The organism is Acinetobacter sp. WC-141 (assembly GCF_000313935.1).
Taxonomy (GTDB): Bacteria; Pseudomonadota; Gammaproteobacteria; order Pseudomonadales; family Moraxellaceae; genus Acinetobacter.
On the sequence record NZ_AMSS01000071.1, the window covers coordinates 1 to 15,908 of the forward strand.

General features: G+C 39.0%; 8 protein-coding genes and 1 pseudogene. 4 read left to right on the forward strand and 5 right to left on the reverse strand.

From position 1 onward, the window contains the following. The 3 genes from ACINWC141_RS13980 to ACINWC141_RS13990 all read left to right on the forward strand — a co-directional run. The coding region (locus ACINWC141_RS13980) for a BapA/Bap/LapF family large adhesin (RefSeq protein ID WP_009392161.1) at nt 1–6,020 on the forward strand (6,020 nt) is incomplete at its 5' end. A gap of 146 nt (nt 6,021–6,166) precedes the next feature. Next, on the forward strand, nt 6,167–7,822 hold the full coding sequence (locus ACINWC141_RS13985; protein WP_009392160.1) for a glycoside hydrolase family protein: 1,656 nt from the start codon (nt 6,167–6,169) through the stop codon (nt 7,820–7,822). After that, a complete protein-coding gene (locus ACINWC141_RS13990; RefSeq protein WP_009392180.1) occupies nt 7,819–9,549 on the forward strand; it encodes a CapA family protein in 1,731 nt (576 codons plus the stop codon). The genes ACINWC141_RS13985 and ACINWC141_RS13990 overlap by 4 nt, the downstream gene beginning before the upstream one ends. A gap of 5 nt (nt 9,550–9,554) precedes the next feature. Here ACINWC141_RS13990 and ACINWC141_RS13995 read toward each other — a convergent pair. Next, nucleotides 9,555–10,269: pseudogene (locus ACINWC141_RS13995) on the reverse strand (zinc metalloprotease). A gap of 81 nt (nt 10,270–10,350) precedes the next feature. Between ACINWC141_RS13995 and ACINWC141_RS14000 the strand changes: the two are divergent. Further along, complete coding sequence (locus ACINWC141_RS14000; protein WP_081400167.1) at nt 10,351–10,680, forward strand: MGMT family protein; 330 nt, start codon at nt 10,351–10,353, stop codon at nt 10,678–10,680. 155 nt (nt 10,681–10,835) lie between these two features. On the opposite strand, the gene ACINWC141_RS14005 is transcribed toward ACINWC141_RS14000, so the two are convergent. From ACINWC141_RS14005 to carB, 4 genes are all read right to left on the reverse strand, one after another. After that, complete coding sequence (locus tag ACINWC141_RS14005; RefSeq protein WP_009392184.1) at nt 10,836–11,273, reverse strand: universal stress protein; 438 nt, start codon at nt 11,271–11,273, stop codon at nt 10,836–10,838. A 120-nt stretch (nt 11,274–11,393) separates the two neighbouring features. Then, on the reverse strand, nt 11,394–12,026 hold the full coding sequence (locus ACINWC141_RS14010; protein ID WP_009392200.1) for a CatB-related O-acetyltransferase: 633 nt from the start codon (nt 12,024–12,026) through the stop codon (nt 11,394–11,396). Nucleotides 12,027–12,099: 73 nt separating this feature from the next. After that, nucleotides 12,100–12,576, reverse strand: coding sequence for a transcription elongation factor GreA (gene greA / locus ACINWC141_RS14015; protein WP_005307940.1), 477 nt, complete (start codon nt 12,574–12,576; stop codon nt 12,100–12,102). A gap of 88 nt (nt 12,577–12,664) precedes the next feature. Next, a complete protein-coding gene (gene carB, locus ACINWC141_RS14020) occupies nt 12,665–15,895 on the reverse strand; it encodes a carbamoyl-phosphate synthase large subunit (RefSeq protein WP_009392205.1) in 3,231 nt (1,076 codons plus the stop codon). Nucleotides 15,896–15,908: the final 13 nt, after the last annotated feature.

Genomic DNA, 15,908 nt, shown 5'->3' on the forward strand with positions numbered 1-15,908 from the left:
TTGCGGCAACAGCGGCAGATCCTGTGACTGGTCAGATTGTGATTCACGCTGAGGCTGTAGATGCACAAGGTAACGTAGATGTTGCAGATGCAGATGTAACCTTAACCATTGACACAACTCCACAAGATCTGATTACAGCGATCACGGTTCCTGAAGACTTAAATGGCGATGGTATCTTAAACGCTGCGGAACTTGGTACAGACGGTACATTCAATGCACAAGTGGCATTGGGACCAGATGCAATCGATGGCACAGTGGTCAATGTTAACGGTACGAACTACACCGTAACAGCAACTGATCTTGCAAATGGCTTTATCACAGCAACTCTTGCGGCAACAGCGGCAGATCCTGTGACTGGTCAGATTGTGATTCACGCTGAGGCTGTAGATGCACAAGGTAACGTAGATGCTGCTGATGCAGATGTAACAGTAACACTCGATGTTACTCCACCAGATATCACTACAACTGTGTTAGCAATTGACTCAGTTACTGCTGATAACATTCTGGATGCAACAGAGGCTGGCGGAACTGTGACCTTAACAGGTACGTTGACTAATATTCCTACAGATGCTGCAACAACAAATGTTGTGGTGACTGTAAATGGTGTTGACTATACTGCAACCGTAGATGCAGCAACGGGTCTTTGGACCGTTGATGTAGCTGGTAGTGGCCTTGCGCTGGATACAGACTTAACAGTTGATGCTAAAGCTACCTTCACAGACCTTGCTGGAAACAGTAGTACTCTTCAAGATACGCAAACTTATACTCTTGCAAGCTCTATTATTGCCTTTGATAACACTGATACAGCAGTACTTGCACCTCAACCAGCTCTTGTGGGTAATGATGTAAGTCTAGGCAGTACTTCTTATTTAGTACTTACCTCTGTAGCAGGTTTAGACCTTCAACTCGGTGGTAATTCTCTAGGATTTACTGTCGCTGCTGGCCATGAAGGTGATGTAACTTTCCAATATAGTGGCTTAATCGACGCAGCTGTACTTTCTGATTACAAGTTAGTAGTTCAGAAATTCAATACAACAACTAACCAGTGGGAATCTATACACGGTGATGCTGGTTCATCTTTAATTAGCTTGCACTTGTTAGGTATCGGTACAGGAAATGTTCCTGGTGCAGTCCTTGATGGTTTAGATGCTGGTCAATACCGTGCCTTCTTAGCCTACGATGGATTGTTAGGAATTGGCGTGTTAGGTACTCTTTCTGCCACTATGGATGATTATGACCTGTCTGTAGCCGGTGGATATGAAATTGGTAATGCCGAAGGTAACGTGATTACTGATCCTGATCCAACAACAGGTCAAATCGATCAAGTAACCGCAGATACTTATGTTTCGTCAGTGAATGGTCATCCGATTGATGCTGATGGCGAAACATTTGCAGGTACTTACGGAACAATTACTTTCTATCAAGATGGTAGTTATGTTTATGTACCAAATGCAGATGGTTCTGGTGTAGGTCAAACTGATGTATTCACATATACGTTAACTGACTCAGTAACAGGAGCAACAGGACAAGCTAATCTTAATATCGTGTTTGATTCGATTCGTGCAGCTGATAACCTTGTTGAGGTTGAACTCAATCCACAATATCAATTGGTGGGTACAGAGACTGATTCAGCATTCTATGGCGTTCTATTGAATGTTGGAAATATTGTTGACTTACAACTACTCACTGTAGACACAGTTGACTTTAATATCGCTGCTGGTCAGGAAGGCGTTGCAACATTTAGCTTCAATAGCTTGATTGGTGCATCTGCCTTAGGTGACTACAATGTTGTGTTGCAAAAATACAATGATGTGACAGGACAATGGGAAGCGGTGAATGGTACAGGTGATCGTTCATTACTGAACTTGACCCTACTCGGTTCTACGCCAACTGCGCAAATAGGTGGGCTTACAGAGGGTGAATATAGAGCATTCTTATCATTCAATGGCTTGGTAGGCGGAGCAGTAGCTGTAACATTAAACGGCAGTGTAGATGTTTATAACCCTGGGGTTATTACTGGTTACGATGTCGTAGCAGCTCATGGCAACCTAATCTCTGATCCAAATACAAATGGTGATGTTGATATTGCTACACCTAACAGCATTATCAGCGAAGTGAATGGTATTGCAGTTGGTGCATCTCCAACTGAAATTGTCGGCACCCACGGTACTTTACTCATCTATGCAAATGGTGATTATACCTATACGCCAAATGCGGATAGTGCTGGTTTAGGCCAAGTTGATCAATTTACCTATACCTTGTTAGACCCAGCTTCTAATACAACTTCACAAGCAACATTCTATGTACATCTAGATAGTAAAGTTGTGGATATGAATTGGAATGCAGCTGATCCATCGCAACCTGCTACTGTAACGATTACAGCAGTGGATGATGCAGTAAATGCTGCAATTGCTGCTGAGCCTCATCTCATCGAAGATGACAGAGCATTGGGTAGTGCAACTTATCTTGCATTGTTATCGTTGGCCGGTATCAATCTACAAGCTCCTTTACCATTCGTGAATAGTACTGTGAACTTCAATGTAGGTGCTGGTGAAAATGGTACTGCAACCTTTAAATACAGCAGTTTAATTAATGAAGGCGCGCTTGGTGATTACCAACTCGTAGTTCAAAAATTCAATACTGTAACAAATCGTTGGGAGTCCATTACTGGTAGCAGTGAAGCTTCTTTACTGAACCTAAGCGTATTGGGTATCGGTGTGAACGCAACACCAGGCGTAGTTGTTGAGGGACTTGACGAAGGTCAATACCGTGCCTTTATGACTTATAACGGTCTATATGGTAAGAGTATCCTAGGTACCTTAACTGGTACGATGGATGTCTATGATCCAAATCAAATTGACTTTACTGGTCTAGCAACAGAAGGCAATGTGATTACCGGTCTTGGTGTAGGTACAAATGCCGATACAGTAACAGGCTTCACAATTGTTGATTCGGTTACTGTGAACAGTGTGACTACGAATGTTGATCCAAATACTGGCACAATTATTCAAGGCCAATACGGTACGCTTCAAATATTCGCGAATGGTGATTACATCTATACGCCGAATAATAGCAGTGCGAACCTAGGTCAAGTTGATCACTTCACTTATACCTTGTCTGATCCTCTGGGCGGTAACATAAGTGCAAGTCTAGACTTCACTATTGGCAACAGTGCGCCAGTAATTGCCGTAGATGATCTTGCTGTAGCAGTAATTAACCCTGAGTATCTGCAAATTGGCAACGATGTGGCTGTAGGCAGTACCACTTATCTAGCATTATTATCATTGACTGATAATTTTGACTTCCAGGCAGGTGGACAAAGCGTCAACTTTACTCTGACTGATGCGACTTTAAATGATGTAACGTTTAACTACAGTGCGCTTATCAGTGCAAGCTTGTTAGCCGATTATGTTCTTGTAGTTCAAAAATTCGATACTGCAACAAATCAATGGGTAGCTGTGAATGGTACTGGAGATGCTGACTTACTCAGTCTTGCAGCCTTTGGTGGAAATTCGGTGACATTGGAAGGTCTAGCTGCTGGTCAATATAGAGCTTATATGACTTATGCTGGCGGTGGTGTCGGAGTTAGTCTGCTAGGTACATTGTCAGTTCAAAAAGATGTATTTGATGCGACAAATATCACAGGCTACAGTACGCAAGTCGCTGAAGGTAACGTTATCCATGATGTTGGTCTAAATGGACACGCAGATACTGCTTCTGGTTTCAGTACAGTGACTAGCGTTGACTTTAATGGCACGACATTTGCGGTTAATGCGACAGGTGTAACAACCATTATTGGTGACCACGGTACATTGTCAATCTACGCTAATGGTAATTACAGTTATCAACCAACTGGTGATGCTGCAAGCCTTGGACAAGTTGATCAGTTTACTTACACCTTGTCAGATGGTCTGAATACATCGCAAGCGACCTTGTATCTCCATATTGATAGCGATGCTGTCGATATGACTTGGAATACAAGTGACCCATCACAACCTGCTGACATCACAATTACTCCTGTAGATGCAATCGATAATGTGGCTTCTGCTGCTGTAGATATCGTGCCTCAAGGCGACCTTGGTGTAGCTGTAGGTTCTGCAACTTATTTAGCACTGATAGGAATTACAGAAAACTTAAATGTTTCCTTGTTAGGAACCCCAAGTGTTGGATTTACGATTGCCTCTGGACATGAAGCTGATGTGACATTCGCATATGCTCCATTGCTTTCACTATCGTTGTTTAATGACTATAAAGTTGTTTTACAACAAAAAGGTGCTGATGGTGCTTGGCATAATATTGACGGTGGTTCGAGTACCGGTTTACTCAATATTGGTTTACTAGGTAACGGTGGAATTGGTGTTACTGTTCCAGATCTAGGCCAAGGTGAATACCGAGCATTTATGGTTTACACCGGATTGGGTGTAGGTATTCTAGGTACAATGAGTGTAGTGAAAGATGACTTCAATTACACAGTTGCTCCTACAAACAACGCTATCGTTGCCGATGGTAATGTATTGACTGATGATGTAACGACCTTAACTACACAGGTTTCAACTGTAACTTCTGAGGTTGTAGGTGCGTTACCACAAACTGTTGGAACAGATACAGTTATAAACGGTGCATACGGTACATTGGTGATTTCTACAAATGGCCATTACACCTATACACCAAATACAACTGATGTAAGTGCAATTGGTAAAGTGGATTCATTCACTTACACAATCCGTGATGTATTAACAGGAGCAACTGATACAGCGACATTACATGTTCAAGTTGGTTCGCCAGATGTAACTATCGTATGGGATGCTGCTAATCCAGCAAATGATGGCGTAGTACAGTTAACTGCTAACCCTGACCACGTTATAACCACTACAGATTTCTCAAATGCTGAGGATCTCCCGGTAGATGTGGTAAGCCCAGTAGTTTCTGTAAATCTCATTGGTTCTAATTCAGTATTCTCTGATCAGTTTGTAGTAGGAGCTGGAACAGTTGCTAATATTGATTTATCAGCGGTTTATACAGCACAACCTTTAGCAAGCTTATTACCGACAGTAAGTTATGTGATCCAAAGCTGGAATGGTACAGCGTGGGTGAATACAATTTACTCAGGTTCTCAAACTGCTCTAGGAAGTGTGGCAACTATTCAAGCTGGTAGTGTTGCATTCCAAGACGCTGTTGAGCATTTAGCTGCAGGCACCTACCGCGTACAATATACGTTAACAGGTGTTTCACTTGGAGCGACTTCACTAGATACGAATGTTTCTACGACCACAGTTCATCTAGATACTTATCGTTCAGATTGGATCAGTGGAAATGTATTAGCAGGAGACAACATCGGTGGAGTAGCGGATACAGGCATCCTATCTCATGAGGGAGCTAAACTCCAAGTTTGGGATAATGCTCAAAGTGCGTATGTTGATGCAGTTGGACAAACAATCAATACTGGTAACGGTCTATTGATTATGCAATCAAATGGTGAATATGAGTACCGTCCAAATGATGTGACTACAACCACACAATTGGCGTCTACAGATAGTATTGACTACAAGATTGTGTCTGTAACTGGCGGGGTTGAATCTCAATCAACATTAACGATTGATTTGACTCATCCTGATTACAATCTACTTTATTCTAGTACTTCTGCGAATGATACATTCACTACAGGTACTGGTTCAGACACCGTGATTTACCAAGTGTTAAATAATGTTGCTATAGGCAATGGAGGTAATACCGGTGGCAATGGCGTAGATACTTGGACTGACTTCCATGTTGGTAATGTTGCTACAGACAAACAAGCTGATCTGATTGATATCAGAGGATTACTCGATGGAGCCCAAACAGACGCCAATATTGGAGAGTATTTAAATGTCACTGTAAGTGGTGGTAATACAACAATCCAGATTGACCGTGATGGGTTAACAGGTTTATTCCCTGCAAATAACTTCACGACATTGTTAGTCTTACAAGGTGTTACTACAACAGAGAATGAGTTACTTAATAATGGCCAAATTCTCTACTAATAGATCATTAACCAAATAAAGAAAAAGAGCCTTCGGGCTCTTTTTTTATGTTTAAACAATACGTTAACTTAGCTTTTAGCGTGTTCATGCTATGATGTATTGAAAATTTTATAGAACAACAAATAACGGATAGGGACTAAATTCGAGTGACAGCATTTTTACATTTCCAAAGACAACTGAACCTTTGGTTAGAACAAGTTGTTCAGCACCTTCCGAGTCTTAAACAGGATATTATTTTATTTTTATCTTATGGCCCTAAAGACCAAAGATGTAACGTATGGCACAGTGAAAAAACAAGCTTTTCACAAGCGAAAATACAATTATTAGATTTTATGAATGACCAGTTTGCACAGGAATCGCTTACTGATTATATAAAAATTGATATTGCATATAACTTGGCGAAACACGCTTGGAAAGAATTAGAGCAGCAGGTCCATCATCAATTTCACAACAATCACTACCGTAAAGGCATTGGATTTGATGAACACTGTTCAGTGGCTTTTCTTGAACAAGAAATTTATGGAAAAGCAATTATTCGAGGTTTGAGCTATGACAAGCCAAACTTTTTTGATGAAACAAATCTGAATTATGCAATTAAGCAAAAATATAACGCTACAAAACCACAGATTAGACTACAAGAGCTACATGACGTTTGGACCTTTGATACCTATGCAGTATTTTATGAAAATGAACAGTTCATTAATTTAGCTAGTCGTGATGATGCAAATGGAATTAGAGGAATTTCAAACAATAAAAAACAGCATTTTCAGCAGTTAATAGAACAAAACTCAGCATTCTTACATGATCAGATTCAAGAAAATGGCAAATTTATTTATGGTTATTTTTCTGCCTATGATCGTGACATTCGTAACTATAATACGGTACGCCACTGTACCTCAGTATATGCCTTACTAGAAACATTTGAAGTGCAGAGTAAACCAGAATATTGGCCCAAAATACATGCTGCTATTCAATATGCTCTTACCAACTTTTATAAAGAAAAAGATTCAGAAACTGCCTTTATGATTGACGGTAAAGAAGGGGAGTATGAAATTAAATTAGGTGCCAATGCGGCCGCTATTTTAATGTTAACTAAATATCAAGAAATCACCCAAAAAACTGATTATCAAAAATATGCAGAAAAACTCGCAAATGGTATTTTAAAGCTAGTAGATTCGAATGGATCTACAACTCATGTATTAAATTATCCAGATTATGATTTAAAAGAAAAATTCAGAATTATTTATTATGATGGCGAAGCTGCTTTAGCTTTATTAAGGTTATATCAAATTAATCAAAATTCTAGTTTATTAGAAACTGTTAAATTAATGTTTGAATATTTTATTAAAAATAGATATGAAAAATATCATGATCATTGGTTAAGTTATTGCACAAATGAACTCACAAAAATATGCCCTGAGGATAAATATTTTATTTTTGGTTTAAATAATTATTTAAAACATTTTATTTTTATTCGAAATCGAAAAACGACCTATGCAACTTTATTAGAAATGTTAATGGCTGCTTATAAAATGGTGAGTCGCTTAAAAGAGCAGGGGCGCACAGCACTTTTTGAGCAGGCTTATATGCCTGAGCTTCAAAAGCTAATTGAGTTTAGAGCAGATTTTCAAACCACAGGATTTTTTTATCCCGAAATGGCTATGTATATGGCACGGCCAGATAAAATCTTACATGCATTTTATATTCGGCACGACCGTTTTCGAGTACGGATTGATGACCAAGAACATAACTTATCGGGTTACATTGCTTACGTTAAAGATTACAAGGGTGATGAGCCATGAAGTATCAACCCGTTGAGATCAAGCTATTAGCATATATCGACACTAAAAATTTTGATGAAGCTTTATGGCAATTCGAATTTGACGATGATATTTCAACACTACTGCTAATCGACTATGCATTAGAGCAATTCCAACAAAAAAATATACAGGCTCAAGATGTTTATGTTGTACCAGAACACCTATCTGAGCAAGTTGGTCAGCAAAAGCTAGGCCTAAAGCCCTCTGATCATTACACCTTTAGTGAACTATTGCAGTTCTTAATTTTTACCCAAGCAGCAGATGTAAAAGATGCTTTAAGCAATATGCTTTGCAGTACCATTGAACAGACAAATTTAGTTTTATTAAAAAGAGCAGCTACCTATAATTTAAATTTCAAAAAAGAAAGTACACACAACCAGTTAAGATATTTGTTTTTATTAGTCAGACATATTTATTCCTATCCAGCTGAAATCAGAAAACAATTCTTTGTAAAAGAGCTGAATTTTAAAGGAAAGTCTTATCACCCTCAGACACCATTAATGGCAAAGAATGTAGTAGAAGTTTTATATCTTTCTAATTCATTTAGAACAGTTTATTTGACGTTCTTTGAGGAAAATCAGACCATTGGTTTCTTTTCATTTTTAGATGATATTCACCGAATTGAACACTTAGTTCCTTACTATCACTGCTTCCAAGACCAGAATGTAAAACCTAAAGTTTGCTCTACCCAAAGCGGTATTATCAACATTTTAGGAGATTCTTATTTTGGGGAAGTCTACACTGAAAAACGTAAGGCTAGAGCAGAAACAGATGCATTACAACAATATGGGTACAGTTATTCATTCGACAATATAAAAGCTTTTTTAGGGGAAAATGACGTAAATATTGCTAACTTTGAAGCAGTTTTTTCTTTAGAAAACCAATCACCCTTAACACATAAAAAGCCATTTATTCTTAAAGCTGATGCTGAAAAAACATTAGCAGAATTTAAAAATATTCATCTTAACCATGTTGTGTTGGCTAATAACCACCTAAAAGATTATGGCGATGAAGGGCTGGCCTATACATTAAAGCAATTTGATCAGGCCAATATTTCTTATATTGGTGCAGGCTCAAATCAAAAAGATGCCCATAGCTACTTTGAAATCGCTTTTAATAACAAACAGTACGCTATTTTTAATGGCTATTGGCACAGAGACACTGCCTATCTAGATTATGATTTTTATGCATTAGGCCATAAGAGTGGAGTCGGTTGTTTAAATGGAGTCTTACTTGAACAAATTGTTCGTTATAAGCTGACTTATCCTGAACATAAAGTTATTGTGATTTGTCATTGGGGCATCGATTTTAAGCCCATTACAAAAGAGCAGAGTAAGCTTGCTGAGATTCTAACTCAAGCGGGTGCTGACCTTGTTATCGGCCATGGCGCTCATACTATCCAACCAATTAAAGTGATTAATCAGAAGCCAGTAGTATTTGGTATTGGCAATGCGGTCTTTAATAGTAATGGCGAATATGACAAACACAGTGCTTTGCCGTATGGGTGTATAGCACGGCTAGATTTGTCCAAAGATCGACTGCGTTTATATCCGATCTATACCAATAATTTGAAAACATTTTGGCAGCCTTATCCAGTCAATGAGGAAGAATTTTCAAAGGCCAGCAGTTATATGACTTCATTACTGAGCCAAGAAAATTATTTTGGGGCACAAGATAATCTAGGTTTTTATATCGAACTGAGTTTTTAAAACCTTTATGGATAACGTTGATAATTTTCTATAATTGTTTGAAGCTGTACGGGCGTAAAACCTAAATTTCTGAGTCCACCACTACCACGCTTGCATTCGGCACTTGCCATGATGTTTGTTGGTGTACGTTTTGTCGCATTCGGCACACAAACATGTTTTAATCCAAATACATGGCCCATTTCATGTACGCTGCCAGCCTGAATATTAATTGAGGCGGTTCCAGTCCAATAAAATAAAAGGCTGACCATTATTGCGAAATGCTCTACTTGTTACATCTTCAAATTTCCACTTAGTCGAATAAGCATCATAAATGAAAACAATCACTTCTTTGCTGGCAGTTCGTTTAGGAAAGCAGGTATTTACACTTGCAGGAATAGTTTCAGTAGAGATCGGGTAGGGTTGATTAATCTGTTGCTTTAAATCGCAATGTAATTTTGAAAACTCTTCGTAAGGGATGTAACGGTGTAATTTGAACTTAAAAATCTTATTATTTTTATCATCTACATAATATTTATTTAATATTTTAATTTCCTTACGCATCTGCTGATAATTATCAAACTTTGTTGCTTCTGGAGAATTAGTAGTAAAAACAAAAGTGACAGGAACGATAGGACGGCCATCTATGGATACTTTAGCTACTTCTCCTGAAGGAACAGGGAGACGAGTAGTACAAGAAACGCATAATAGAGTTCCAGTAACGACTATTAATATTTTTTTCATGCAGATTTCCCTCAAGCCCACCTTGGATTGCATTTAGTTTTAGTCAAAATTTTTTATATGATATGAATTATGTCAATTTTTATGGAGTCCATTTTGACAACTCAGTATGAACTACATCGGCAGATTTTAGAAGTCATTGCTTTGATTCCTTACGGAAAAGTTGCAACTTATGGGCAAGTGGCTCGTATGGCAGGCTTACCTAAACATGCGAGACTGGTTGGTTATGTTTTAAAACATCTCGAAGCAGATCACCAAGTTCCTTGGTATCGGGTTATTAATTCTCAAGGCAAAATTAGCCTAAGTAAATTTAATAAAAAGGGTGAAAATGTTCAACAGTTAAAACTGGAAGCTGAAGGAATCTATTTATTAAATGGCAAAGTAAACTTAAAGCAATTTGCTTGGCAGCCTTAATGTTTATATTAGAGAGTAAATATAAGAGAATAATAAGTAGATGAATACGACGACATTACTTTTTAGCTTGATCGCACATAATAGGGCGTTTCAGCTTAATCTTTTAGAAAATAATTACCTATCTTGCTCAATTTAGCCAGATAGGCAGCCTTATTTTAGCGAACAATTAAAACAGGAATATGACTTTCGCCTAAAACCTTTTGTGCCACACTTCCTAACACGAGTTTTCGAACCCCAGTGCGGCCATGAGAGCCCATTACAATCAGATCTGCATTCAAGTCTTGAGCAGCCTGAATAATTTCTTCATGGACAACAAAACCTTCAAGTAGTTTAGTTTCGACACTAATACCTTCATGGGAAAATTCTTGTTTTGCCTTTTCTAAAATGTCGAGTAAATAGGTTCTTGTACGTTCAATCAACTCATTTGTTTGACCAGTTTTTACATAGACATCAGCAATAAATGGATCAAGTGCCATAACTTGTACAACCGTTATTTTACTATTTAGTGCTTTTCCCAGCTTAATCGCCTCTTTCATGGCGATCATAGAAGTTTCAGAACCGTCAATGGGTACAAGAATATGTTGGTATAACATGGGTTTTTCCTTATTGTAATGATGCTTATTTATTAATACTTTATACTTATTTTTTGACGATTTAAATTCAAGCACGTAATCATTTGTGGCTTTATAACAACAAATTATGTAGATGATATTTTATAAATTGCGCAAATTTTCTATATGTATAGATAAAGCATCTATATCGTCAGTTTGTAGATACTCACGTATTTTTAAAATCTGTTTCTCATCTAAATCATAAAGTTTTAAAGCAAGCAGTTTATCAATTTGTTCTTGAGGAAAGCGATATTTAATAATTTTCGCAGGTACGCCCCCAACAATTGCATAGGGTGGAACATCTTTAGTGACTACAGCTCCCGTTGCAACCACTGCACCTTCACCAAGTTTGACTCCTTGCATAATCATTGCACGACTACCAACCCAACATCCGTCGGCAATTACTGTATCGCCAGCTGCTAAAAAACTACGGGTATCAAAAGGGAAAGTCGAAATCCAGTCTGGTCTATGAAGTTGGTTACCGCCCATCATGATCACACACTCAGCGCCAAAGCAAACAAAATTGCCTATATAAAGTTGGTCAATCGGCTTCTCTGGTGTTGAGGCTTTATCATGTAAATAACGTACGACACATCGTTCAAAACCTTGGTCCCAATAGGCCGAATAGTAAGAATAATTTCCTTTAATATGGATATTGGGATTTTTCACAGTTTTATGGATAAATTCAAATTCACACCAATGACGAACTGGAGTGTTAATTAAAGAAGTATCCATTTGTGATTTCCTAAGAATATAGCAATGGTATTGAATAAAAACCCCTCATAAAGAGGGGTTAAAGTATATTATCTTAGAGATATTCTACACTTACGATTTCATATTCGACTTCGCCTTGAGGAGTCACGATTTTCACTTCATCGCCTTCACTCTTACTCAAAAGACCACGTGCGATTGGTGAGTTCACCGAGATTTTATTAATTTTAAAATCTGCTTCGTCATCACCAACAATTTTATAAGTTTTACGTTCTTCAGTATCAAGATTTTCAATCGTTACTGTCACACCAAAAACAACACGGCCATTTTGCTCAAGTGTTTTGACATCAATTTCTTGAGCAGCGCCTAATTTACCTTCGATATCCTGAATACGACCTTCACAGAAACCTTGCTGTTCACGCGCAGCATGATATTCAGCATTTTCCTTTAAGTCACCATGTTCACGTGCTTCTGCAATGGCTTGAATAATACGTGGACGTTCAACAGATTTTAAATGTTGTAATTCTTTCTCTAAGGCAATTTTACCTTCAGGGGTCATTGGATAACGTTGCATTTTGGTCCCTCTTAAGTTGAGAAAACACAGTTAAAAAAAATGAAAAAATCCCGCCACCGATAAGGTGACGGGACTTATCGGTAACAAATTAACCTACAGTTAAATCTTGCAAGCGGTATACATCCATTGGCAATTTCACAGCAAAGGCTTGGCAAACAGCTTCTGCACCATTGATAGTCGTTGTGTAATACACTTTGCCTTGTAGGGCAGCACGACGAATCATTGCAGAGTCATATTGAGCCTGTTTACCTTCAGTTGTATTGACAATAAGGTGTATTTCACCATTTTTCAAGCGGTCAACAATATGTGGACGACCTTCAGTTACTTTATTCACAGATTCACACTCTAAACCTGCTTCTTTAAGCACTTGGTATGTACCACCTGTTGCAATAAGCTTGAAGCCATACGCAACTAATTTCTTAGCGATATCTGCAATATATTTCTTGTCAGATTCACGTACTGATAAGAACGCGTGTTTTACTTCGCCTTCGGTTGGTAAACCGGGTAAGCGTTCATTTGAGCCTAAAACAGCTTTATAGAATGCTTCACCAAATGTTTTACCTACACCCATGACTTCACCTGTAGATTTCATCTCAGGACCAAGCATTGGGTCTACGCCTTGGAATTTAGCGAATGGGAAAACAGCTTCTTTCACAGCAAAGTGTGTTGGAATGATTTCTTTAGTAAATCCTTGAGATTCTAGAGATTGACCAGCCATACAACGCGCAGCAACTTTTGCTAAAGAATCACCAATACATTTCGATACGAATGGAACTGTACGGGAAGCACGTGGGTTAACTTCAAGAACGTAAACATCTTCGCCTTTAACTGCGAACTGAACGTTCATCAAACCAACCACACCAAGTTCTTTTGCCATCGCAACAGTTTGACGACGCATTTCATCCTGAATTTCTTTAGATAAAGAATAAGGAGGAATTGAACATGCAGAGTCACCTGAGTGAATACCCGCTTGTTCGATGTGCTGCATAATACCGCCAATCACAACGTCTTTACCGTCAGATACACAGTCAACATCAACTTCAGTTGCATCATCAAGGAAACGGTCAAGAAGAACAGGAGCTTCGTTAGATGCCTGAACTGCTTCACGAAGGTAACGTTTAAGTTCTTCTTCGTTATATACGATTTCCATTGCACGGCCACCTAATACATAAGATGGGCGAACAACTAACGGGTAACCTACTTTCGCAGCTTCAGAGATACCTTCTTCAGCAGATTTTACAATGCTGTTGTTTGGTTGACGAAGCTGTAAACGTTGAATCATTTGCTGGAAACGTTCACGGTCTTCTGCACGGTCAATTGCATCTGGTGATGTACCAATAATTGGTGTACCTGCTTCTTCTAAAGCACGTGCCAATTTAAGAGGTGTTTGACCACCGTACTGTACGATCACGCCTTTAGGCTTCTCGGTACGTACAATTTCAAGTACATCTTCAAGTGTTACAGGCTCGAAGTATAGACGGTCAGATGTGTCATAGTCGGTAGAAACAGTTTCAGGGTTACAGTTCACCATGATTGTTTCATAACCGTCTTCACGCATAGCAAGTGCCGCGTGTACACAGCAGTAGTCAAATTCGATACCTTGACCAATACGGTTTGGACCACCACCAATCACCATGATCTTGTCACGATTTGATGGGTTCGCTTCACACTCTTCATCGTAAGTTGAATACATGTATGCAGTACCAGATTCAAACTCGGCAGCACATGTATCAACACGTTTGTAAACTGGATAAACACCCAAATTCCAACGTTGTTTACGGAATTGCTTTTGTGAAATACCCATGAGGTCAGCAATACGTAGGTCAGATAAACCTTTACGCTTGAACGAACGAATGTTGTCAGCGTTTAAGTCACCAAAACCTAAAGCTTTTACTTCAGCTTCAGTTTTAACGATGTCTTGAATTTGAATGAGGAACCAGCGGTCAATTTTGGTTGCTTCAAACACTTCATCTAAAGAGAAGCCATGACGGAAAGCATCTGCTACATACCAGATACGCTCAGGGCCAGGAACTTTAAGCTCTTTTAAAATGGTTTCTTTTGCATTTGTTGCGCCAGCTTCGATTTTTTCATCAAAACCGCTTACACCAACTTCAAGACCACGTAATGCTTTTTGTACAGATTCCTGGAAGTTACGGCCAATTGCCATCACTTCACCAACAGATTTCATCTGAGTGGTAAGAACTGGTTCTGCTTGTGGGAATTTCTCGAAGTTAAAGCGAGGAATCTTCGTTACAACATAGTCAATCGATGGTTCGAAGCTCGCAGGAGTCACGCCACCAGTGATGTCATTTTTCAATTCATCAAGAGTATAACCAACAGCAAGTTTTGCTGCGATTTTCGCGATTGGGAAACCTGTTGCTTTAGACGCAAGAGCAGATGAACGAGATACACGCGGGTTCATCTCAATAACAACCATACGTCCATCTTTCGGGTTAATACCGAATTGAACGTTAGAACCACCTGTTTCAACACCAATTTCACGAAGAACTGCAACTGAAGCATTACGCATCAATTGATATTCTTTGTCTGTTAATGTCTGAGCAGGAGCAACGGTAATTGAGTCACCTGTGTGAACGCCCATTGGGTCGAAGTTTTCGATCGCACATACGATAATACAGTTGTCGTTTTTATCACGAACAACTTCCATTTCGTATTCTTTCCAGCCAATTAAAGATTCATCAATCAATAACTGGTGAGTAGGAGAGAGGTCAAAACCACGTTCACAAATTTCAAGGAATTCTTCGCGGTTATATGCAATACCACCGCCCGAACCACCCATTGTAAATGATGGACGGATAATTACTGGGAAGCCAAAGCGTGACTGGATTGCTAAAGCTTCTTCCATTGTTTCAGCAATGGCAGCTTTTGGACATTCCAAACCAATTTTACGCATAGCGATGTCGAAGAGTTTACGGTCTTCGGCTTTCTCAATCGCTTCTTTGCTTGCGCCAATTAATTCAACATTATATTTAGCAAGAACACCATGCTCATCAAGTGCGAGGGCACAGTTCAATGCAGTTTGGCCACCCATGGTAGGCAATACTGCATCTGGACGTTCTTTCTCAATAATCTGTGCAACTGTTTGCCAAGTAATCGGCTCAATATACGTTGCATCAGCCATTGAAGGGTCTGTCATGATGGTTGCTGGATTAGAGTTAACCAAAATAACACGATAGCCTTCTTCACGAAGTGCTTTACACGCTTGAGCACCTGAGTAGTCAAACTCACATGCCTGTCCAATCACAATCGGGCCAGCACCAATAATTAAGATGCTTTTAATATCCGTACGTTTAGGCATTATTCGCTCCGTA

Excerpts from the sequence above, each read along its gene's own strand:
- ACINWC141_RS13990 (WP_009392180.1), top strand. The coding sequence starts at position 7,819 with ATGAAGTATCAACCCGTTGAGATCAAGCTATTAGCATATATCGACACT.
- ACINWC141_RS14000 (WP_081400167.1), top strand. The coding sequence starts at position 10,351 with ATGGAGTCCATTTTGACAACTCAGTATGAACTACATCGGCAGATTTTA.
- ACINWC141_RS14005 (WP_009392184.1), bottom strand. The coding sequence starts at position 11,273 with ATGTTATACCAACATATTCTTGTACCCATTGACGGTTCTGAAACTTCT.
- ACINWC141_RS14010 (WP_009392200.1), bottom strand. The coding sequence starts at position 12,026 with ATGGATACTTCTTTAATTAACACTCCAGTTCGTCATTGGTGTGAATTT.
- greA (WP_005307940.1), bottom strand. The coding sequence starts at position 12,576 with ATGCAACGTTATCCAATGACCCCTGAAGGTAAAATTGCCTTAGAGAAA.
- carB (WP_009392205.1), bottom strand. The coding sequence starts at position 15,895 with ATGCCTAAACGTACGGATATTAAAAGCATCTTAATTATTGGTGCTGGC.